A 21,051-nucleotide genomic window follows, 5' to 3' on the forward strand; every position below is an offset into this window, starting at 1 on the left:
TCATTAATGATATAGTGTTTTTGGAGTATGACGAAACATAATGGCTCGATACAGGAGGAACAGGTTTGATAAATAAAGTAACTTGTAAAAATGGTGTCAGAGTAGTACTAGAAAATATTCCAACAGTCCGTTCAGTTGCTATCGGAATTTGGATTGGAACTGGTTCTCGTTTTGAACCGAAAGAATTAAATGGCGTTTCACATTTCCTTGAACATATGTTTTTTAAAGGAACGGATAAGCGCAGTGCAAAAGATATTGCGGAATCCTTTGATAGCATTGGCGGTCAAGTTAATGCGTTTACATCAAAAGAGTACACCTGTTACTATGCAAAAGTTCTTGATGAGCACGCAGATTATGCTCTTGATGTATTAACTGATATGTTTTTCCATTCAACATTTGAAGCTGGAGAGCTTGCGAAAGAAAAGAATGTTGTACACGAAGAAATCAAAATGTATGAAGATACGCCAGATGATATTGTCCATGACATGCTGAGTCAGGCAAGTTATGGGGATCATGAGCTTGCGATGCCGATCCTTGGAACAGAAGAGACGTTAAAAGGATTCTCAGGTGACACGCTTCGTGATTACATGCAAACTCATTACACACCGGATAATATTGTGGTTTCGATTGCAGGAAATATTGATGAATCGTTCATGCATAAAGTAGAGAATGCATTTGAACACTGGGAAACTCCTGCTGGAAAACCTGAAGTACTCGCTCCGAAATTTCATTCAGGACAAATCGCTCGCCAGAAGGAAACGGAGCAAGCCCATTTATGTCTTGGGTACGCTGGACTTCCGTTTGGTACAGATGATATTTATAGTCTCATTGTGATGAACAATGTGCTCGGTGGAAGCATGAGCAGTCGTCTTTTCCAGGATGTTCGTGAAGATCAAGGACTTGCTTACTCAGTCTTTTCTTATCATTCTGCTTATCAGGATAGCGGGTTATTAACGATCTATGCAGGTACAGCTCAAAACCAGCTGGATCGCTTATATGAGACTATCCAGAAGACTTTAACGGAATTTAAGCGTGATGGCATTACAACGAAAGAGTTGAAGAATTGCAAAGAGCAGCTAAAAGGTAACTTGATGCTCAGTCTTGAAAGTACAAACAGCCGTATGAGCCGAAATGGTAAGAATGAATTGCTATTAAACCAACATCGTTCACTCGATGACATTATTACGAATATTGAGAGCGTTAATCATGAGAACGTAAACAGTATGATCCATTCGATGTTTACTGATGAATTTTCATGCTCGCTTATTAGTCCAAACGGTCAATTACCAGGTGGTATGAAATCCTAAGGACGCTTACCCGTCGAATTATAAGGCGGGTTTTTTCATGTCTTCCTTTAATAAACTACTCATAGACTATGGTATATAACGTGAACGTATTATTAGATAGTGGTTTACGATAGGACTTTCATCAATTTGTTTAAAGGGGGACATATGATGAGATTAAGTCAGCTTAGCGGTAAGGAGCTTATCGATATAGAAAAAGGGCGGAAGCTTGGTGTGCTTGGGCAAACTGATCTATTGTTTGATGAGAAAACAGGGTTATTAAAAGAATTGATCATTCCGAAATCGTCGTGGATGGGGTTAAAACGCAAAGAACAAGAAATTACGATTCCATGGGAGCACATAGAAACGATTGGAAGAGATATGATCATTTTGCAAAATCATCAAAAGGGTTAAAACTGGTACACCTCTTGATTCACCAAGCGGGCATACACCACATAGAATGTTGAGAAATTACAATAATCCCCGTAGTAAGACGTGGAAAAGGAAAGGGGAGGAACGATGCTAACGAATCAACATATCGCTGTTATTGGCGGTGATGCCCGCCAGCTTGAAATTATTCGAAAGTTAACCGAATTGAATGCCGATTTATATTTAATCGGATTCGATCAGCTTGATCATGGCTTTACAGGTGCAACGAAATGCACATTGGATGAAGTGAAGCTAACGACCCTTGATGCAATTGTCCTTCCAGTCAGTGGAACAACGATCGAAGGAGAAGTTGAAACGATCTTCTCAAATGAAAAAGTAGTGTTAACAGCAGATCAACTTAAACAAACGCCAGCCCATTGTACGGTATATAGCGGAATCAGTAACAGCTGTCTAAATGAGATGGTGGCTGAAGCATCTAGAACGTTAGTTCGCTTATTCGAACGAGATGATGTGGCCATTTATAATTCTATTCCGACTGTTGAAGGTACTGTTATGATGGTTATTCAGCATACGGATATTACCATTCATCAATCAAATATTGCGGTTCTAGGTCTTGGTCGAGTCGGGATGTCAGTTGCCAGAACATTTAATGCATTAGGGGCAAATGTTAGTGTTGGGGCTAGAAAACCAGAGCATATCGCGAGAATTGCGGAGATGGGATTAAAACCGTTTCATTTATCTGATCTCGTGAACCAAGTATCCCATTTAGATGTATGTATTAATACAATCCCAGCACAAATCGTCACATCTCAAGTTATTGCTAAAATGCCGTCTCATACGCTCGTGATTGACCTTGCTTCTAAGCCCGGAGGTACTGATTTTCGATACGCCGAAAAAAGAGGAATTAAAGCTCTTCTTGCGCCAGGCCTGCCTGGTATTGTGGCTCCAAAAACGGCCGGAAAAATCATCGCTAATGTTCTGACACAGCTGTTAATTGAGCGGTCTCAGAATGGAAAGGAGAACACTCCATGAGTTTGAAAGGTATGCACATTGGTTTTGGATTAACTGGTTCCCACTGTACGTATGATGCGGTCGTTCCACAAATAGAAGAACTTGTTCAACTAGGTGCTAAGGTGACGCCATTTGTTTCACATACGGTCATGAATACAAATACTCGCTTTGGCGATGGAGAAAACTGGATCGCTCGTATTGAGGAAATAACAGGTAATGAAGCAGTTAATTCGATCGTAAAGGCTGAGCCATTTGGTCCCAAAACACCACTTGATTGTATGGTTATCGCTCCAATAACAGGGAATTCTATTAGTAAATTTGCGAATGCGATGACAGAGTCTCCTGTATTGATGGGGGCAAAAGCAACTTTGCGTAATGAAAAACCAGTTGTGTTAGGCATTTCTACTAACGATGGGCTAGGATTAAATGGTACAAATATCTTAAGATTAATGTCGACGAAGAATATTTATTTCATTCCATTTGGTCAAGATGATCCAGTTAAAAAACCAAATTCACTCGTTGCACGGATGCCATCTTTAAGGGAAACTGTTGAAAAAGCACTTCTTGGCAGACAGCTTCAGCCGGTTTTAATCGAAAGGTATTTGGATTAGCCAATTGATTTATCTTTCTTTAAGATAGGTTTATGATAGAATAGAGAATAAAATCACCAGGAATGGGGAGAAACCTCGGTTTCTCCTTCTGTTGTGATGGATTTTGAATGGAATATGGGAGGAGAATAAGTCATGAGCGGGAAAAAATATCATGTAGCAGTAGTTGGAGCAACAGGCGCAGTCGGACAACAAATGATCAAAACACTAGAGGAAAGAGATTTTCCGATATCGACCTTAACGCTCCTTTCATCATCACGTTCTGCTGGTAAAAAAGTAACGTTTAAGGGTCAGGAAGTAACGGTGAAAGAAGCCACTCCTGAAGCATTTGAAGGGGTTCAGCTTGCGTTATTTAGCGCTGGTGGCAGTGTATCAAAAGCTCTTGCTCCAGAAGCAGTTAAACACGGAGCGATTGTTGTAGATAACACAAGTGCATTCCGTATGGATCCAGAAGTACCTCTTGTTGTACCAGAAGTGAACGAAGGGGATTTGAATGATCACAAAGGGATTATTGCGAATCCAAACTGCTCAACCATTCAAATGGTCGCAGCTCTTGAGCCGCTGAAACAAACATATGGCCTTACTAAAATTATTGTTTCTACTTATCAAGCTGTTTCAGGTGCAGGTGCAAATGCGGTTACTGAAATGAAAGAGCAGTCTAAAGCGGTGCTAAATGGTGAGGACTACGAGCCACAAATTTTGCCTGTTAAAGGTGATAAACAGCACTATCCGATCGCTTTCAATGCCATCCCACAAATCGATGTATTTGAAGACAACGGATTTACTTATGAAGAAATGAAAATGATAAATGAAACGAAGAAAATCATGCATGATGCAGAGCTTCATGTTGCAGCTACTTGTGTGCGACTACCAATTGAAACAGGTCATGCTGAATCAGTCTATGTTGAAATTGGTCATGATGATGTAACAGTAGAAGATATGAAAGAACTATTGAGTAACGCACCAGGTGTAACGCTCAAAGACGACCCTGCAAACCAGGTTTATCCGATGCCCGTTGATGCTGTTGGGAAATCGGACGTTTTTGTCGGTCGTATTCGAAAAGATCTAAATCAAAAAAATGGCTTCCATATGTGGATTGTCTCTGATAATCTACTGAAGGGGGCAGCGTGGAATTCTGTTCAAATTGCTGAAAGCCTTGCAGCCCTAAATATATTGAAATAGACATAAGAAGGTGTTCTAAATGAAAGTCATCGTGCAGAAGTTTGGCGGTACTTCATTGAAAAGTGAAGACGGCAGACTGAGAGCTGTAAACCATATTAAAGATGCAGTGAGCGATGGATATAAAGTTGTCGTCGTCGTTTCAGCAATGGGTCGTAAAGGTGATCCATACGCGACTGACACTCTTCTTGGCCTCATTGGTGATCGAGAACGGAAGGTCACTTCAAGAGAATATGATTTACTTGTATCTTGTGGTGAGAGTATTTCTTCTGTCATATTCTCAAATCTCCTCTTAGGCGAAGGATTGAGAGCCACAGCTTACACCGGAGGTCAGGCAGGTTTCATGACAACGGCTGAGCATAGCAAAGCAAGAATTCTTGAAATGAAGTCAGAAAGACTACTGGAAGAGCTGAAAATGATGGATGTTGTCGTTGTGACAGGCTTCCAGGGCGTCACAAAAGACGGCGATGTAACGACTCTTGGTCGAGGTGGAAGCGATACGTCAGCAGCTGCGCTTGGTGCTGCCCTTTCAGCTGAATGGGTAGACATCTTTACGGATGTAGAAGGTATTATGACAGCTGATCCAAGAATTGTTGAGAAAGCACGTCCTCTCTCCATCGTGACATATAACGAAGTTTGTAATATGGCTTATCAAGGTGCGAAGGTTATTCACCCTCGCGCAGTTGAAATTGCTATGCAGGCGAAGATACCGCTCCGAATTAGGTCAACTTATTCTTCTTCGACAGGTACGCTCGTCACGTCTGCTACAGGAAAAACGACTGGTGAACAGGTGATAGATCGTTTAATTACGGGTATAGCTCATGTAAACGGCGTAACCCAAATTAAAGTGTATGCGAAAGAAGGACAATATGATCTTCAGTCACACGTTTTTAAAGCTATGGCGCGTGAGGGGATCAGCGTTGATTTCATCAACATCAGCTTAACGGGTGTTGTTTATACGGTTATGGAGGAAATGACCGACAGAGCCGTTGCAACGCTAAATGAAATGGGCTACGAGCCTGAAGTCATCGAGAATTGTGCGAAAGTATCTGCAGTTGGAGCTGGAATGAGTGGTGTTCCTGGCGTAACAGCAAAGATTGTGGAATCACTTGCGCGAGAAAACATTGATATTTTACAGTCAGCTGATTCTCATACAACGATTTGGGTTCTTGTGAGACAGACTGACCTTTCAGCAGCAGTTAATGCGCTGCACGAAACGTTTTATCTTCATCTGGAGCCGGGGCAAGAAATGGAACAGATGATGGATCAGCTTTAAGTGATAGGCAAGGAGTGAAAGAAATGAATTTTGGAAAAGTACTAACCGCAATGGTCACCCCTTTCGATCGCAAAGGGTACGTGGATTTTGCGAAGACAGAGCAATTGGTCAACTATTTAATTAATAATGGAACAGAAGGTCTTGTTGTAGCGGGTACAACTGGCGAATCGCCAACGCTTTCTTCAGAAGAAAAAGTGGCGCTCTTTAAGCATTCTGTTAAAATCGCTGATGGCCGCGTACCGATTATTGCAGGAACAGGCAGTAATAACACGCACGCATCGATCGAGTTAACAAAAAAGGCAGAAGCTGCAGGCGTGGATGCGATTATGATCGTAGCCCCTTATTACAGTAAGCCTGGTCAAAAAGGTCTTTATGAGCATTTCAAAGCGATCGCAGAATCAACAAAGCTTCCAGTAATGATTTATAACATTCCTGGTCGTTCTGTTGTGAATATGACGGCAGACACAATTGTTGAGCTTTCTAAGATCAACAACATTGTTTCTGTTAAAGAAGCAAGTGGAGATCTTGACCAAATTACAGATATTATTACGCGCACAGAAGAGTCTTTCTCTGTTTATAGTGGAGATGACGGCTTAACTTTACCGATTCTTTCTATCGGTGGTGATGGCGTTATTTCTGTTGCGTCACACGTTCTTGGGAATGAAATGCAACAGATGATCTCAGCTTATCAATCTGGGGAAGTTAAGGAAGCGGCAGCGGTTCATCAAAAAATCCTGCCAATTATGAATGAGCTCTTTAAAGCACCAAGCCCATCCCCTGTTAAAACAGCTCTTCAGCTAAAGGGTATGGATGTAGGAAGTGTACGTCTACCGATGATTCCTCTAACAGCAGAGGAGCGCTCATCACTAGCCGCTGCGCTTAATAAATAATGTTAGAACGGATGCTTATGCATCCGTTTTTTTTTGCACGGATATTTTTTTGAAAAGTAAGCACTTTTAAGTTCGTTTTTTTCAGACTATCTCATGAATGGTAAAATCGCCTCTCGTTCATACTACTAGTACCAGAGTAAGGAAGGGGTACCAGTATGAACAGTGAATATCGCAATGAAAACCCAGGTCAGGATCCTGAACCTAAAAAAGACGACCAATCAAAATCTTCGCTAGTTGATAAAATTCAGCAGCTTGGCCAAACAAACGTGCCAACGATGGATCAATCTAATATTCATTGTTTAACTATTATCGGACAAATTGAAGGACATGTGCAGCTGCCACCACAAAATAAAACAACAAAATATGAGCATCTTATCCCACAAATTGTGGCAATCGAACAAAACCCTAAGATTGAAGGTGTGCTGATCCTTCTTAATACAGTAGGGGGAGACGTAGAAGCAGGACTTGCTATATCTGAAATGATTGCTTCCCTTTCGAAACCTTCTGTTTCGATTGTCCTTGGTGGTGGACATTCAATTGGAGTGCCAATAGCGGTTGCTGCAAATTATTCGTTTGTCGCAGAAACGGCAACAATGACGATTCATCCTGTTCGACTAACAGGTCTTGTTATCGGCGTGCCGCAAACGTTTGAATATCTCGATAAAATGCAGGAGCGAGTTGTTAGTTTTGTGACAAGGCACTCGAATATTACAGAAGATAAGTTTAAAGAGCTTATGTTTTCAAGAGGAAATTTAACGAGAGATATCGGAACAAACGTAGTGGGTGAAGATGCTGTGAGCTATGGTTTGATCGATGAAGTTGGGGCTGTTGGTCCAGCAATGAAGAAGCTAAATGAATTAATGGAGGAATATAAGGGAGAGCAGGAAGGAGATCTTGTCCAATGATTCTTTATACCATCCTACCAAATGAAGCAGTATTCCCTCCTGATCAGAGTGTTTATGAGCAGCAGAAGATCATCGAATGGAACGGAGTCCAACTTCTTGTCGAGCGAACGTCTCTGACAGAGTGTAGGGTAGTGCAGGTACTTAGCACAGATCCCATGGACTATCTCAATGATGCAACACAGCCTGGTCAAATGTTAACGCTATCCACTTCTCCACTGAAATAGAGCCTATAGGACCACGGGAAGATGTGGTATACTAGGAATAGATTGGTGAACAAAAAGCAGCCTGAAATGGCTGCTTTTTTCACCAGCTATGGCTTGTATAGAGGTGAGATAATGGCAAAACGAAAAAGAAAAAAGACAACAAAGAAACAGGCCGCCTGGCAATCCCAAGTCAAAGTTGAATTTATCGGTTTAACGGTTCTGGCTTTTACCGTTTTAGGTGTTTTGAAAATGGGAGTAGTTGGACGAGCGATTTACCATATGTTTCGCTTTTTTGCAGGCGAATGGTATGGACTAATTATCGCAGGCCTTGTGATATTCGCAGGTTATTTAATTGTGAAGAGGAAGCTCCCAGCCTTTTGGACAAGAAGATTAGCAGGATTTTATTTACTAGGCATTTCATTTCTGTTATTAAGTCACGTCGGCTTATTTGAAACACTTTCTCGTCAGGGCCAATGGGATAGTCCATCGGTTATTGCTAATACATATGAACTCTTCCGAATGGACGTTAGCGATCCATCAGAAACTAGCCCGCTTGGCGGGGGCATGATCGGTGCGCTTCTCTTCGCCTTTTGCTACAGACTTTTTGATGCAACAGGAACGCAGCTAATGGCCTTTCTATTGATTTTACTATCTTTTGTCTTGATTACGGGTAAATCGTTTAGTGATGTACTAGGTAAAGCCCTTGCTTGGATTAAAGGTTTTGTATTAAACACATATGATGAAGCGAAATCACTTCTATCAGAAAGTAAAAATTCAAGAAGAGAAAAGAGAGAACAGCGGGCTGCATTAAGAGAACAAGAAGCATCCATGGAGCCTGAGGAAACGTATGACGTCTCTCAAACAAGTAAGGATGAATCAGAAGAAGAGGCGCCATTTGAGCCTGAGATTCGAACCTTTACTGAAAGTGCATATCCAACACAGTCAGAAACGCCTGTGGAGAAAGAGACAGAAGAAAGTAAAGATGGTGAACCTGTTAAGGAAGCAGCAGATGGAACCCCAATTCAGTCGCTAACAGTTGGCGAGCTAGAAAACAAAGATTATCGTCTTCCATCTTTATCTTTACTGCAGCCTCCAAAGAAGGTGTCGCAGGATAATGAACGTCAGCAAATTTCCGCAAACGCTCGTAAATTAGAAAAGACGTTTGAGAGCTTTGGTGTAAAAGCCAAAGTAATGAAGGTTCATCTTGGTCCAGCGGTAACGAAATATGAGGTATATCCTGATACAGGTGTGAAAGTAAGTAAAATTGTAAACTTAACAGATGACCTGGCACTAGCTCTTGCTGCACGGGACCTACGTATTGAAGCACCGATCCCAGGTAAATCTGCGATAGGGATCGAAGTACCGAATTCTGAAGTCGCGATGGTTACATTGAGGGAAGTATTGGAATCAAAAGAATACCAATCGCACGAATCGAAAGTATCTATTGGTTTCGGAAGAGATATTTCAGGTGAAGCAGTTGTTTCCGATTTATCTAAGATGCCCCATCTACTAGTTGCAGGAGCAACAGGAAGCGGTAAAAGTGTGTGTATCAACGGTATTATTGCAAGCATTATGATGAAGGCCAAGCCTCATGAAGTTAAAATGATGATGATTGATCCTAAGATGGTTGAACTTAACGTATACAATGGTATACCTCATCTTCTAGCACCAGTCGTAACGGATCCGAAGAAAGCTTCACAGGCTTTGAAAAAGGTTGTGAGTGAAATGGAGCGTCGTTATGAGCTATTCTCACATACTGGTACGCGGAATATCGAAGGGTATAACAATCATATTAAGCGTCATAATGAAACGTCAGAGGCGAAGCAGCCTTCACTACCGTATATTGTTGTTATTGTGGATGAGCTAGCTGATTTAATGATGGTAGCGTCAAGCGATGTAGAGGATGCGATTACAAGACTCGCACAGATGGCACGAGCAGCGGGAATACATTTAATCATTGCGACACAGCGTCCGTCAGTTGACGTTATCACAGGGGTGATTAAAGCTAATATTCCATCCCGTATTGCCTTTAGCGTTTCGTCCATGACAGACTCAAGAACAATTCTTGATATGGGTGGAGCAGAGAAATTGCTAGGTAAAGGGGATATGCTATTCCTTCCTGTAGGGGCGAATAAACCCAAACGAGTTCAGGGTGCCTTCTTATCTGATGAGGAAGTAGAAGAACTCGTTGACTTTGTCATTGCCCAGCAAAAAGCTCAGTATCAGGAAGAAATGATACCAACAGATAAGCCTGAGGAAGCTCAGCCGGAAGTAGATGATGATTTATATGATGACGCTGTTCAATTGATAACCGAGATGCAAACAGCTTCGGTATCAATGCTACAACGACGATTTCGAATAGGTTACACCCGAGCAGCAAGATTAATCGATGCTATGGAAGCTCGAGGTATCGTAGGACCTTATGAGGGCAGTAAACCTCGTGAAGTTCTCGTTAGTAAAGGGGAAGAAGCACAATCCAGTTAAGGGTTGTGCTTCTTTTTTGGCTCTATAATATTTGTTGGGGTTTAAGAAAATGAAGCACAAAAATACACGCAAGCTCCTATATCTTTTAAACTTGAATTGACGAGAAACAAGAAAAAGATTGGAGTTGCGTGTACGTGCATTTTAACATGAATTTACCCGGATTAGAAGAAGTGATGGTATCGAAAATGGAAGCCATTAATGGCCAGTATCATGTTCATATTGAAGTGCCAAAGAAGGCGCACCAGTGCCCCCAATGTGAAGAATGGACTGTACGTGTTCATGATTATCGGACTCAGAAAGTACAACACCTTAAAGTATTTGAGCGAACAGCTTTTTTGTTTTATCGCAAGCGCCGTTATGTGTGTGCCTGTGGGAAACGATTCGCTGAAAGGAATTCGATCGTCAATCGCTATCAGCGTCACTCAAAGGAATGGAATCAGGCCCTGGGATTACGCGTGGTACAGGGGAAGAATTTCAAGGATACCGCAGCCCAATTTCGTACGTCGCATTCAACTGCGATAAGGCGGTTTGATGAAGTCGCCGCACCAACGCTTCAAGAAGTGAGTGATCTTCCTCGTGTCATCGCTATTGATGAATATAAAGGAGATACCGATGAAGGAAAATATCAAGTTGTCATTGCGGATGGAGATACAAAGCAGCCTTTGGATATCCTTCCTAATCGCTCCATTGAGACCGTAAAGGACTATCTTCGCAAGAAGGGGTCGCGAGTTGAAGTGGTGATCATGGACATGAGCTATGCCTTCAAGTCAGCTGTTCAAAAGGCACTAGGAAAGCCAATCATCGTGGCTGATCGCTTTCATTTTTGTCGCTACATCTATTGGGCATTAGAGCGTGTACGAAGAAGAGTTCAACAGAATTTCCATGATTATGACCGTAAAAAGTGCAAGCGAATGAAGCATGTTTTTTACAAGCGATATGAGCAGTTGAGTGAGAAACAAAAGTGGTATCTGGACCGTTACCTTGGATTATCCGAGGAATTACGAAAGGCTTACGAGTTAAAAGAAGCGTTTCGAAGCTGGTTTGAGGAAGCGAAACGAATCGGTCAAGAGAATCCTAACCAAGTTAAACAGTCTCTGTATAATTACTACAAAACGGTTGAAGCAGCGAATATGAAGGAGTTCAGACAAGCCGTTCAAACACTTAAGAACTGGCAACCAGAAGTCCTGAATAGTTTTGCCTTGAACTATAATAATGGTTTTATCGAGGGTTTAAACAATCAAACGAAGGTCATTAAGCGAAATGCCTTTGGTTTTAAGCGATATGACCGCTTACGAAGAAAGATCCTTTTACATCATCAGTACAAAAAAATTCGTCATTTTCAACTAGGATAAGGAGTAGGAGATGAATCTCCTACCCCAACATTTGATTTAGAACCTTTTTTTTATGTGTTTTTATCCTAGTGACGACAAATCGGAATGAGAAAAACGAAAAGAATTGGCCATTTGTGTTAGAAATTCTATCATTTTAAATATTGGTAATCGGGCTTTTTTTCAAAAAACTATTCCTTTATCTCCTTGAAAATGGTATAGTTATTGTCGAAATATGACTATTTTTTCAAAAATATTTCATGCGTGTTTCAGAGCCGTTTCTCATGCATATTATTTTTTATTGGGCAATGAAAACGCGACCAAACAAAGCATAGCTCGATAGAGAGAAGAGAGAGCGGGCGGCGTTTAAAAAACATTAGGGGGATTAAGATGAAGAAGAAGTACGGATTTATGTTGTCAGCTGTATTAGCTGCAGGTACGCTTTTGTCAGCTTGTGGAACGGGAGATACGAATAATGAAAGTTCTGGCGGCGGAGGCAGTGAAGGCGAAAGCAGCGACTTTAAAGTTGCGATGGTAACTGATACAGGCGGTGTGGATGATAAATCATTTAACCAATCTGCTTGGGAAGGTCTTCAGCAGTTTGGAAAAGATAATGGACTTGAGAAAGACAAAGGTTTTAAATATGTTCAGTCAACTGCAGCAAGTGACTACCAACCAAACCTTTCAGGCTTAATTCGTGAAGATTATAATTTGATCTTCGGAATCGGATTCCTTATGCAACAAGATATTCAAACAATTGCAACACAAAAGCCAGATTCTCAGCTTGCTCTTGTTGATAGTGTAGCTGTAACGGAAGATGGCGAGCCAATGGAGAACGTAGCAAGTATTACTTTCAAAGAGCACCAGGGTTCATTCTTAGTAGGAGTTATCGCTGGAATGCAATCTGAAACTGACAAAGTTGGTTTTATCGGTGGAGTTGATTCTGAATTAATCAAGAAGTTTGAGAGTGGATTTAAAGCCGGAGTGAAATCCGTTAATCCTGATGCTGAGATCTTCACACAATATGCGGATGATTTCAACGCAGCAGAAGTAGGACAGGCTATTGCAGGTACTCTTTATGATAAAGGCGCGGATATCATTTATCATGCTGCTGGCGGAACAGGAAATGGCGTATTCACTGAAGCGAAGAACCGTGCGAAAAACGGTGAAAAAGTTTGGGTTATCGGTGTTGACCGTGATCAGCATGAAGAAGGAATGCCTGAGAACGTAACGCTAACTTCTATGGTGAAGCGTGTGGATACAGCTGTTATTGAAGTTTCCAAGCAAACAATGGACGGCGACTTCCCAGGAGGAAAAGTTACAGAGTTTGGTCTTGAAGAAGATGGCGTAGGTATTGCTGAATCACAAGAAAATGTATCTGAAGAAGCACTACAAAAAGTAGAAGAGTATAAAGAGAAAATTCAGAGCGGCGAATTGGAAGTTCCAAGTACTGACGATGAGTACAAAGAATTCGAAAGCTCTCTATAAGAGATCGTCCATTACGTTTTCTGAGCGTGATGGATTTCTAGAAATCTCACCTACATTATAGCCAAATATGGGACGAAGGCTAGTATTTTCATAGACTAGCCTTTGTTTCATGCTTTGGATAAGGGAGTGGCATCTACATGGAATACGTCATTGAAATGAGAAATATCCGTAAAGAATTTCCTGGGATTGTGGCAAATGACAATATTACGTTACAGCTAAGAAAAGGGGAAATCCATGCCCTTCTTGGTGAAAATGGCGCAGGGAAATCAACCTTGATGAATGTTTTGTTTGGTCTTTATCAGCCTGAAAAAGGCGAAATACACGTTCGCGGTAAGAAGGTTAATATTACAGATCCAAATGTAGCGAATGAACTCGGAATTGGAATGGTTCACCAGCACTTTATGCTTGTTGAAAAATTTACCGTAACGGAGAATATTATTCTTGGGAATGAGCCAACTGCTAAAGGTCAGGTTAATCTAAAGCAGGCTGCTAAAGATGTAGAAGCTATTTCAAAGCAATATGGTCTTGCAGTCGATCCAAATGCGAAGATTGAAGAAATATCCGTAGGTATGCAGCAGCGTGTGGAAATTCTAAAAACGCTATACCGTGGAGCAGACATCTTAATTTTTGACGAGCCTACTGCAGTGTTAACTCCTCAGGAGATTAAAGAACTTATCACAATTATGAAAAAGCTGATTTCTGAAGGGAAATCAATCATTCTGATTACACACAAACTGAAAGAAATTATGGAAGTAAGTGATCGTTGTACTGTTATTCGTCGAGGTGTCGGGATCGGTACTGTTGATGTTGCGAATACGAATCAGGATGAATTAGCTTCTATGATGGTCGGACGTGAAGTAAATTTTTCAATTCAGAAAAAGCCTTCAGAGCCTTCTAATGCAACGCTTGAGATCAGTAACCTTGTAGTAGAAGATGCACGTAAAGTACCAGTTGTAAACGGTATGAACTTAACTGTCCGTGCAGGAGAAATTGTCGGGATTGCAGGAGTAGATGGTAATGGACAATCAGAATTAATTGAGTCGATTACAGGATTACGTAGATCAAAATCTGGAAGTATCAATCTTAGCGGAAAAAACATAACAAATTGGAAACCGCGTCGTGTAACGGAAAGCGGTATTGCTCATATTCCACAGGATAGGCATAAGCATGGGCTTGTGTTAGATTTTTCGATTGGCGAAAATATGGTTCTTCAGACCTATTATAAAAGACCCTTCTCTAGAAATGGCATTTTAAATCTTTCAACCATTATGGATAAGGCGAAATCATTAATTAAAGAGTATGATGTGCGGACCCCAAGTGAGATGACGCCTGCTCGTGCGCTTTCTGGTGGGAACCAGCAGAAGGCCATTATCGCACGTGAAATCGATCGAAGTCCTAATCTATTGATTGCGGCACAGCCTACACGTGGACTTGATGTAGGTGCGATTGAATTTATTCACTCTAAATTAGTAGAAGAACGTGACAATGGAAAAGCAGTTCTTCTTATTTCCTTTGAACTTGAAGAAATTATGAATGTGAGTGACCGTATTGCGGTTATTTATGAAGGGAAAATAGTGGCGATCGTCAAGCCAGAAGAAACAACTGAGCAAGAGCTTGGACTTTTGATGGCTGGTGCAAAGAGCAAAAAGGCTGGTGAGACTTCATGAAGTTATTAAAAGGGAAATGGTCTGGCATTACAGTGCCGTTGCTTTCAGTAGCTCTAGGATTACTCGTTGGCGGTATTATTATGCTTGTTAGTGGATACAACCCGATTGTTGCTTACGCAGCATTGTTTAACGGGATATTCTCCAATACGTATGTAATGGGTGAAACCGTTCGGCAAATGACGCCGCTTATTTTGTCTGGTCTAGCGGTTGCGTTTGCTTTCCGTACAGGGCTGTTTAATATCGGAGTAGAAGGCCAACTATTAGTTGGGTGGCTTGCATCGGTTTATATTGGTTTACAATTTGAAGGACTAAGTCCTATTGTTCACATTCCACTCGCTATTTTAGCGGCAGGTCTTGCCGGAGCTCTCTGGGCATTTGTACCTGGTTTCTTGAAAGCAAAATATCACGTACATGAAGTTATTACGACGATCATGATGAACTATGTAGCCCTTCATGTTGTGAACGCGATTATTCGTACGTATTTACTTGCTCCTGGCGAGCGAACGGATCAAATAAATGCATCGGCTTCGTTGCAATCTCCGTTACTAGAATCGATTACGGATTTTTCACGTCTTCATTATGGTTTTGTAGTGGCGATTATCGGAGCAATTATTATGTGGTTCCTTCTTTGGAAAACGACGACAGGGTACGAACTTCGCTCGGTTGGTTTTAATAAATATGCTTCAGAATATGCAGGAATTAATGTTCAACGCAACATTGTCCTTTCTATGGTTATCTCCGGAGCTTTTGCAGGAGCAGCTGGGGCAATGGAAGGGCTTGGCACATACGGCTATATGACCGTTATGGCTGACTTTACAGGAGTTGGATTTGACGGAATCGCAGTTGCGCTTCTTGGTGCAAATGGTGCACTAGGTGTTGTTCTTGCTTCAGCGTTATTTGGCGGACTGAAAATTGGAGCTCTCAACATGCAGTCTGTGGCACAGGTACCAACACAGTTAGTTGAAATCGTGATTGCGATGATTATTTTCTTTGTCGCATCCAGTTACTTGATTCACTGGATCAGCAACAGGGTGAGCAAAAGGGGGAAAATTTAATGGATTTTATGCAGATTCTTCAGCTCATTATTCCTGCCGCTATTTTTTCAGCAGCTCCCCTGATTTTCACTGCTCTTGGTGGAGTATTCAGTGAACGGTCAGGTGTTGTTAACATTGGACTAGAAGGCTTAATGTTAATGGGGGCTTTCACGGGTGCGTTATTTACAATTCTAGGCGAACAGTGGGGAATGGGGGCAGCTTCACCTTGGTTTTCACTTGTTGTAGCGATTATCGTTGGAATGCTGTTCTCCTTGCTTCATGCTGTTGCAAGTATTTCGCTTAAAGCTGATCAGGTTGTAAGTGGCGTAGCCCTTAACTTCCTAGCTGCTGGTCTTGCAATCTTCCTTGTGAAGAAAATCTTTGACGCTGGTCAAACGCCAATTATTCAGGAACGTATTTATAAAACGGATGTGCCTTTCTTAAGTGACATTCCGTTTATTGGACCATTGTTTTTCTCAAGTGCGTATTATACGTCATACATTGCGATCGTGCTAGCATTCGTCGTATGGTGGGTTCTCTATAAAACGCCGTTTGGTCTTCGTCTTCGCTCTGTTGGGGAGCACCCGATGGCTGCTGATACGATGGGAATCAACGTGACAAAAATGCGCTATGTAGCGGTTATGCTAAGTGGTGGGTTTGCTGGTCTTGGTGGTGCAGTTTATGCGACATCGATTGCCGGTAACTTTAGCCACGCAACGATTTCTGGACAAGGTTTTATGGCACTTGCTGCTATGATCTTTGGGAAGTGGCATCCGCTTGGCGCAATGGGAGCAGCCCTTTTCTTCGGTCTTGCTCAGTCGCTCAGTATTACTGGACAGCAGATTCCTGGTTTAAAAGAAATTCCAGAAGTTTATCTTCTAATCTCTCCTTATGTTTTAACTATTCTTGCCCTTGCAGGTCTAGTTGGACGAGCGGATGCGCCAAAAGCGATTGGCGAGCCGTATGAGAAAGGAAAGCGATAACGTCGGGGCGAAGCTCTTCGTGAAAACGAAGAGCTTTTTCGTATGAGTAGTTTTTTGGGGGGGGGGGGGGAGATGGTTCTAGGATTTTAATCTTTGTTTTTAAACGTTCCTAGCTGCATCGCCCAGCCTCTCGATCGCTTCAGCCATAAAAATGAACACAAAAAGCGTGTTCTAGTTCAAGAGCTCCAATATCTTCGTTTCTAAACGCTCGTCTTCGCTTTTCGTGTCTAGCTGCAGTGAGCAGACACTTGGTCACTTCGCCCTATAACTCGAACACAAAGACCGTGTTCAATTTATAGAGCTCCAGTGCCTGTCGTGTCTAACCGCTCACTTCCGCTTTTCTTGATCCAGCTACGACTCGCAGAAACTGCGATATTTCACTCTTTCACCAGAACACAAAAAGCGTGTTCTAGTTCAAGAGCTCCAATATCTCCGTTTCTAAACGCTCGTCTTCGCTTTTCTTTTAAAAAGTACTAATTGCTTACACTATTACACATACTATGGTATAAAGGGGGTAAGTTTCAGTTTCCTCTGATGGTAGTTAATGGATTTTAAAAAGGAGTGAGGTCAATGGCTATTATCCCTCATGAGAAAACCTCGTGCGGCGGTTTGACGCTACATAGGATACAAACGGATAAATATAAAACAACAACGGTAGTGGTTCAATTTAAGGCGCGTTTGACTGAAGAGACGGTAACGGAGAGGGCTCTTTTGCCTCATGTGTTGCAAAGCGGGACGGAGAATTATCCTTCGTCTAAAGCGGTGAGGACTGAGCTTGAGAAGCTTTATGGTGCAACGCTTGGTGTGGATCTTGCTAAGAAGGGCGATTTTCATATTATGACGTTCCGGATGGATTTTGCGAATGAGAAGTTCCTTTCGGAAGATGAACCTTTGTTCAAAAAAGCTCTTTCTCTCCTTTCAGAAGTAATCATGAATCCAAAAACGGATGGAACTAGTTTTGATTCTTCTATTGTGGATAAAGAAAAGCGTACGATGAAACAGCGCATTCAGTCTATTTATGATGATAAGATGCGTTTTGCTAATATGAGACTTACGCAAGAAATGTTTCCAAACGAAGCGTTTGGACTTCATGTATATGGGGAGAAAGAAGAAGTCGATCGCGTAACGGCTAAATCTCTTTATGATTTCTACAAAAAAGTGTGTGCTGAAGATGAGATTGATCTTTATTTAGTTGGCAATTTAGAGGGAGTTCATGCTGAAGAGGTCGTTAAGGAACTATTTCCTTTTAAAGAACGGACAGATCGTGGCTCTGAGGCGACACAAAAAGCGTCACTTGATGTAGAAGAGAAAGAAATTTTAGAAACACAGGAAATTAAGCAAGGAAAGCTTCACATGGGCTTTCGTTCAGGCGTTGGGTATGCTGACGATGAATATTTTGCTCTTCAAGTGTTTAACGGTATGTTTGGCGGTTTCTCGCATTCTAAGCTGTTCCGAAACGTGCGTGAGAAAGAAAGTCTCGCTTATTATGCAGCTTCACGTTATGAAAGCCACAAAGGTTTAATTATCGTGATGTCAGGAATTGAATTTAAAAACTATAAGAAAACGGTTGATATCATTAAAGAACAGCTTACAGCGATGAGAAATGGCGAATTTAATGAAGAAGAAATGAAGCAAACGAAAACAATGATTCGTAATCAGCTTCTTGAAACCGTCGATGATGCGAAGGGCATGGTGGAACTTCTTTACCATGGTGTCGTTTCTCAAAAGCTACGCACCATTGAGGAGTGGCTCGACGGAGTCGAAGCTGTAACCAAAGAGGACATTTTAGCAGTTGCGGATAAGGTTAAGCTTGATACCGTTTATTTCTTAAAAGGCGAGGAGGCTTAATCATGAAAACTATTCCATTTAACCAACTACAAGAGACTCTTTACCACCAAACGATGGACAACGGACTTGATGTGTATGTCCTTCCGAAAAAAGGTTTTAACAAAACTTATGCAACGTTTACGACAAAATATGGTTCGGTTGATAATCATTTCGTACCATTAAACGGTTCGGAGAATGTTCAAGTTCCCGATGGCATTGCTCATTTCCTTGAGCACAAAATGTTTGAGAAGGAAGATCGGGATGTGTTTCAAGATTTTAGTAAACAAGGTGCTTCATCAAATGCCTTTACGTCGTTTACACGCACGGCCTACTTGTTTTCAACAACACAGAACGTGATGCAAAACCTTGAAACACTTGTTAATTTTGTTCAAGATCCGTACTTTAGTGACCAAAGTGTTGAAAAGGAAAAGGGGATTATCGGTCAGGAAATTGAAATGTATAATGACAATTCCGACTGGCGCGCGTATTTTGGTGTGATTGAAAATATGTTCCATCATCATCCTGTTAAAATTGATATTGCTGGGACGATCGAATCCATCGCCAAAATCACGAAAGAATCTTTATATACGTGCTATGAAACGTTCTATCATCCATCAAATATGGTGCTATTCGTTGTTGGTGCCGTGGAACCGAATGAAATCATGTCCTTTGTAGAGAAAAATCAGGCGGCGAAATCTTACAAAGATCAGCCACCGATTGAACGATTTTTTGATGAGGAACCTCAAAAGGTGGCAGAGAAGAAGAAAGTTCTTCCGATGTCTGTACAAGTGGCGAAGTGCCTCGTTGGATTTAAAGAACCAAATCCAGGGCGTCAGGGAGAGGATCTTCTGAAGCACGAGCTTTCCATTAATCTTGCGCTTGATTTGATGTTCGGACAGAGCTCGGAGAATTACGAGAAGCTTTATAATGAAGGACTTATTGATCAGAGCTTTTCGTATGATTTTACAGAAGAAGAGAAATTCGGTTTCTCCATCTTAGGAAGCAATACAAGCTCACCAGATGAGCTAGCAGATCGTTTGTTTTCAATGATTCAATCGTTTAAGAATGAGTCAGTTGATACGGATCAGCTCGAGCGAATCCGTAAGAAAAAGATCGGTAGTTTCTTACGAGCATTAAATTCTCCAGAATTTATTGCGAATCAATTCACGCGCTATCGCTTTAATGACATGGATTTATTTGAAGTTGTTCCAATGCTTGAGTCAATTACAGCGAAAGACATTGAAGAGGCGGTTAAGGGACACTTTGCTGAAGAATCATTTACAGTATGTCAGGTCGTTCCAAAATCCTAGAAAGCACCCAACTGGGTGCTTTTTCACTGATCTTTAAATTGAAAATTAGTGATGAGATGAGTTTAAAGAAAGGGAGATACTTAGTGAAAGATGTTTTAATAACCGGGGCGAGCGGCGGGATTGGTAAGGCCATTGCTGCTGCATATATTCATAAAGGGGAGCGGGTATACGCTCATTATCACAAAAATGAACGTTCTCTTTTTGAATTAAAGGCAGCTTATCCCGAGGCGAATTTATTTCCAGTACAGGCGGATTTAGCTAGTAAGGATGGAGCGCGTCACTTAACAGAGCAAGTACAGGGCATCGACACCCTTATTCTAAACGCTGGCAACAGTTTTTTTGGTTTATTAACTGATATGTCCGATACAGAAATTGAAGCGATGATTCAGCTGCAATTAACCTCGTCCATTAAGCTTACAAAGCACTATATCAATGAAATGGTACGAAAGAAAAGCGGTTCAATTATTGTTGTTTCTTCTGTATTTGGATTAACAGGCGCATCATGTGAAGTTGTTTACTCCTCTGTTAAAGGCGGACTAAATGCGTTTGTAAAGGGTCTTGCGAAAGAGTTAGGGCCAAGCGGAATTCGAGTGAACGCTGTGGCACCTGGCTATATTACAACTGAAATGAATGCGCGTTTGACAGGAGAGGACGAACAATTGTTAGTCGATGACATTCCAATGGGACGACCTGGACAACCTGAGGAAGTGGCATCGCTTATTTCTTTTCTAGATTCCGATCAAGCTTCTTACATAAGCGGACAAATTATTTCAGTTGATGGTGCCTGGCTGTAAAAAACGATGCATAATGTCCTTTCCTTCGAGACAACATATAGGTGATGACTTGATAAAGGAGGGATATAGATGTCTGTACTAGATAATTTTGAATCGTGGAAAGGGTTCTTGCACGATCGCTTAAATCAAGGCGAACAGCAAGGACTTTCTCATGAAGTTGTCTCAGATGTTGCTTACCAGATCGGCGGATACCTTGCTGATGGAGTAAAAGCGAAAAATGATCAAGAACAGCTTCTTGCTGACTTATGGCATGTAGCTAGCGAAGAAGAACAGCATGCGATCGCAAATATGATGGTTAAGCTCGTTCAAAACGAAAGATAAATGACTTTTTACAGAAGGAGGGTGTCTATACACCCTTCTTTTTCTATGAAATGGAACAAATGATGTAAGA

Annotated in this window: 19 protein-coding genes; all 19 read left to right on the forward strand. The window is 41.5% G+C overall.

Going from position 1 to position 21,051, the window contains the following annotated elements; genetic code table 11:
• Positions 1-65: 65 nt before the first annotated feature.
• On the forward strand, positions 66-1,307 hold the full coding sequence (locus AC0VYJ_RS10045) for a M16 family metallopeptidase (protein ID WP_430242634.1): 1,242 nt from the start codon (positions 66-68) through the stop codon (positions 1,305-1,307).
• Between the two features lie 147 nt (positions 1,308-1,454).
• Positions 1,455-1,697 carry a YlmC/YmxH family sporulation protein gene (locus tag AC0VYJ_RS10050; RefSeq protein ID WP_194221437.1) on the forward strand — a complete coding sequence of 81 codons (243 nt, stop codon included), beginning with the start codon at positions 1,455-1,457 and terminating at the stop codon, positions 1,695-1,697.
• A 105-nt stretch (positions 1,698-1,802) separates the two neighbouring features.
• A complete protein-coding gene (dpaA, locus tag AC0VYJ_RS10055; RefSeq protein ID WP_475367282.1) occupies positions 1,803-2,705 on the forward strand; it encodes a dipicolinic acid synthetase subunit A in 903 nt (300 codons plus the stop codon).
• Positions 2,702-3,295 (forward strand): dipicolinate synthase subunit B, encoded by a 594-nt coding sequence (locus AC0VYJ_RS10060; protein ID WP_194221439.1) that lies wholly within the window; start codon positions 2,702-2,704, stop codon positions 3,293-3,295. The genes dpaA and AC0VYJ_RS10060 overlap by 4 nt, the downstream gene beginning before the upstream one ends.
• A gap of 132 nt (positions 3,296-3,427) precedes the next feature.
• Positions 3,428-4,474, forward strand: a complete 1,047-nt coding sequence (asd, locus tag AC0VYJ_RS10065) for an aspartate-semialdehyde dehydrogenase (protein ID WP_430242630.1) — start codon at positions 3,428-3,430, stop codon at positions 4,472-4,474.
• Positions 4,475-4,493: 19 nt separating this feature from the next.
• Positions 4,494-5,747: an aspartate kinase gene (gene dapG / locus AC0VYJ_RS10070; protein ID WP_475367283.1), complete on the forward strand. Its 1,254-nt coding sequence runs from the start codon at positions 4,494-4,496 to the stop codon at positions 5,745-5,747.
• Between the two features lie 23 nt (positions 5,748-5,770).
• Positions 5,771-6,637: a 4-hydroxy-tetrahydrodipicolinate synthase gene (dapA, locus tag AC0VYJ_RS10075; protein WP_475367284.1), complete on the forward strand. Its 867-nt coding sequence runs from the start codon at positions 5,771-5,773 to the stop codon at positions 6,635-6,637.
• A 155-nt stretch (positions 6,638-6,792) separates the two neighbouring features.
• Positions 6,793-7,542 (forward strand): ClpP family protease, encoded by a 750-nt coding sequence (locus tag AC0VYJ_RS10080; RefSeq protein WP_194221443.1) that lies wholly within the window; start codon positions 6,793-6,795, stop codon positions 7,540-7,542.
• On the forward strand, positions 7,539-7,766 hold the full coding sequence (locus AC0VYJ_RS10085) for a YlzJ-like family protein (RefSeq protein ID WP_194221444.1): 228 nt from the start codon (positions 7,539-7,541) through the stop codon (positions 7,764-7,766). The genes AC0VYJ_RS10080 and AC0VYJ_RS10085 overlap by 4 nt, the downstream gene beginning before the upstream one ends.
• Before the next feature lie 111 nt (positions 7,767-7,877).
• Positions 7,878-10,229: an FtsK/SpoIIIE family DNA translocase gene (locus AC0VYJ_RS10090; RefSeq protein WP_475367285.1), complete on the forward strand. Its 2,352-nt coding sequence runs from the start codon at positions 7,878-7,880 to the stop codon at positions 10,227-10,229.
• Positions 10,230-10,357: 128 nt separating this feature from the next.
• Positions 10,358-11,581 (forward strand): ISL3 family transposase, encoded by a 1,224-nt coding sequence (locus AC0VYJ_RS10095; RefSeq protein ID WP_475367286.1) that lies wholly within the window; start codon positions 10,358-10,360, stop codon positions 11,579-11,581.
• 366 nt (positions 11,582-11,947) lie between these two features.
• The gene (locus AC0VYJ_RS10100; protein WP_430242620.1) at positions 11,948-13,045 is read left to right on the forward strand and encodes a BMP family lipoprotein; all 1,098 of its coding nucleotides are present in this window, start codon (positions 11,948-11,950) and stop codon (positions 13,043-13,045) included.
• 137 nt (positions 13,046-13,182) lie between these two features.
• Positions 13,183-14,712, forward strand: a complete 1,530-nt coding sequence (locus tag AC0VYJ_RS10105; protein WP_475367287.1) for an ABC transporter ATP-binding protein — start codon at positions 13,183-13,185, stop codon at positions 14,710-14,712.
• Positions 14,709-15,767, forward strand: coding sequence for an ABC transporter permease (locus tag AC0VYJ_RS10110; protein WP_475367288.1), 1,059 nt, complete (start codon positions 14,709-14,711; stop codon positions 15,765-15,767). Before AC0VYJ_RS10105 ends, AC0VYJ_RS10110 begins: the two co-directional genes overlap by 4 nt.
• A complete protein-coding gene (locus tag AC0VYJ_RS10115) occupies positions 15,767-16,729 on the forward strand; it encodes an ABC transporter permease (protein ID WP_194221448.1) in 963 nt (320 codons plus the stop codon). The genes AC0VYJ_RS10110 and AC0VYJ_RS10115 overlap by 1 nt, the downstream gene beginning before the upstream one ends.
• Before the next feature lie 570 nt (positions 16,730-17,299).
• Positions 17,300-18,577: an EF-P 5-aminopentanol modification-associated protein YfmF gene (yfmF, locus tag AC0VYJ_RS10120; RefSeq protein WP_475367289.1), complete on the forward strand. Its 1,278-nt coding sequence runs from the start codon at positions 17,300-17,302 to the stop codon at positions 18,575-18,577.
• Positions 18,578-18,579: 2 nt separating this feature from the next.
• Positions 18,580-19,866, forward strand: a complete 1,287-nt coding sequence (gene yfmH / locus AC0VYJ_RS10125; protein WP_194221450.1) for an EF-P 5-aminopentanol modification-associated protein YfmH — start codon at positions 18,580-18,582, stop codon at positions 19,864-19,866.
• A gap of 83 nt (positions 19,867-19,949) precedes the next feature.
• On the forward strand, positions 19,950-20,660 hold the full coding sequence (ymfI, locus tag AC0VYJ_RS10130; protein WP_475367290.1) for an elongation factor P 5-aminopentanone reductase: 711 nt from the start codon (positions 19,950-19,952) through the stop codon (positions 20,658-20,660).
• 69 nt (positions 20,661-20,729) lie between these two features.
• Positions 20,730-20,981: a DUF3243 domain-containing protein gene (locus AC0VYJ_RS10135; RefSeq protein WP_194221452.1), complete on the forward strand. Its 252-nt coding sequence runs from the start codon at positions 20,730-20,732 to the stop codon at positions 20,979-20,981.
• Positions 20,982-21,051: the final 70 nt, after the last annotated feature.

The organism is Anaerobacillus sp. 63XJN7_5_ISO-PGPR-S23-430, assembly GCF_056173695.1.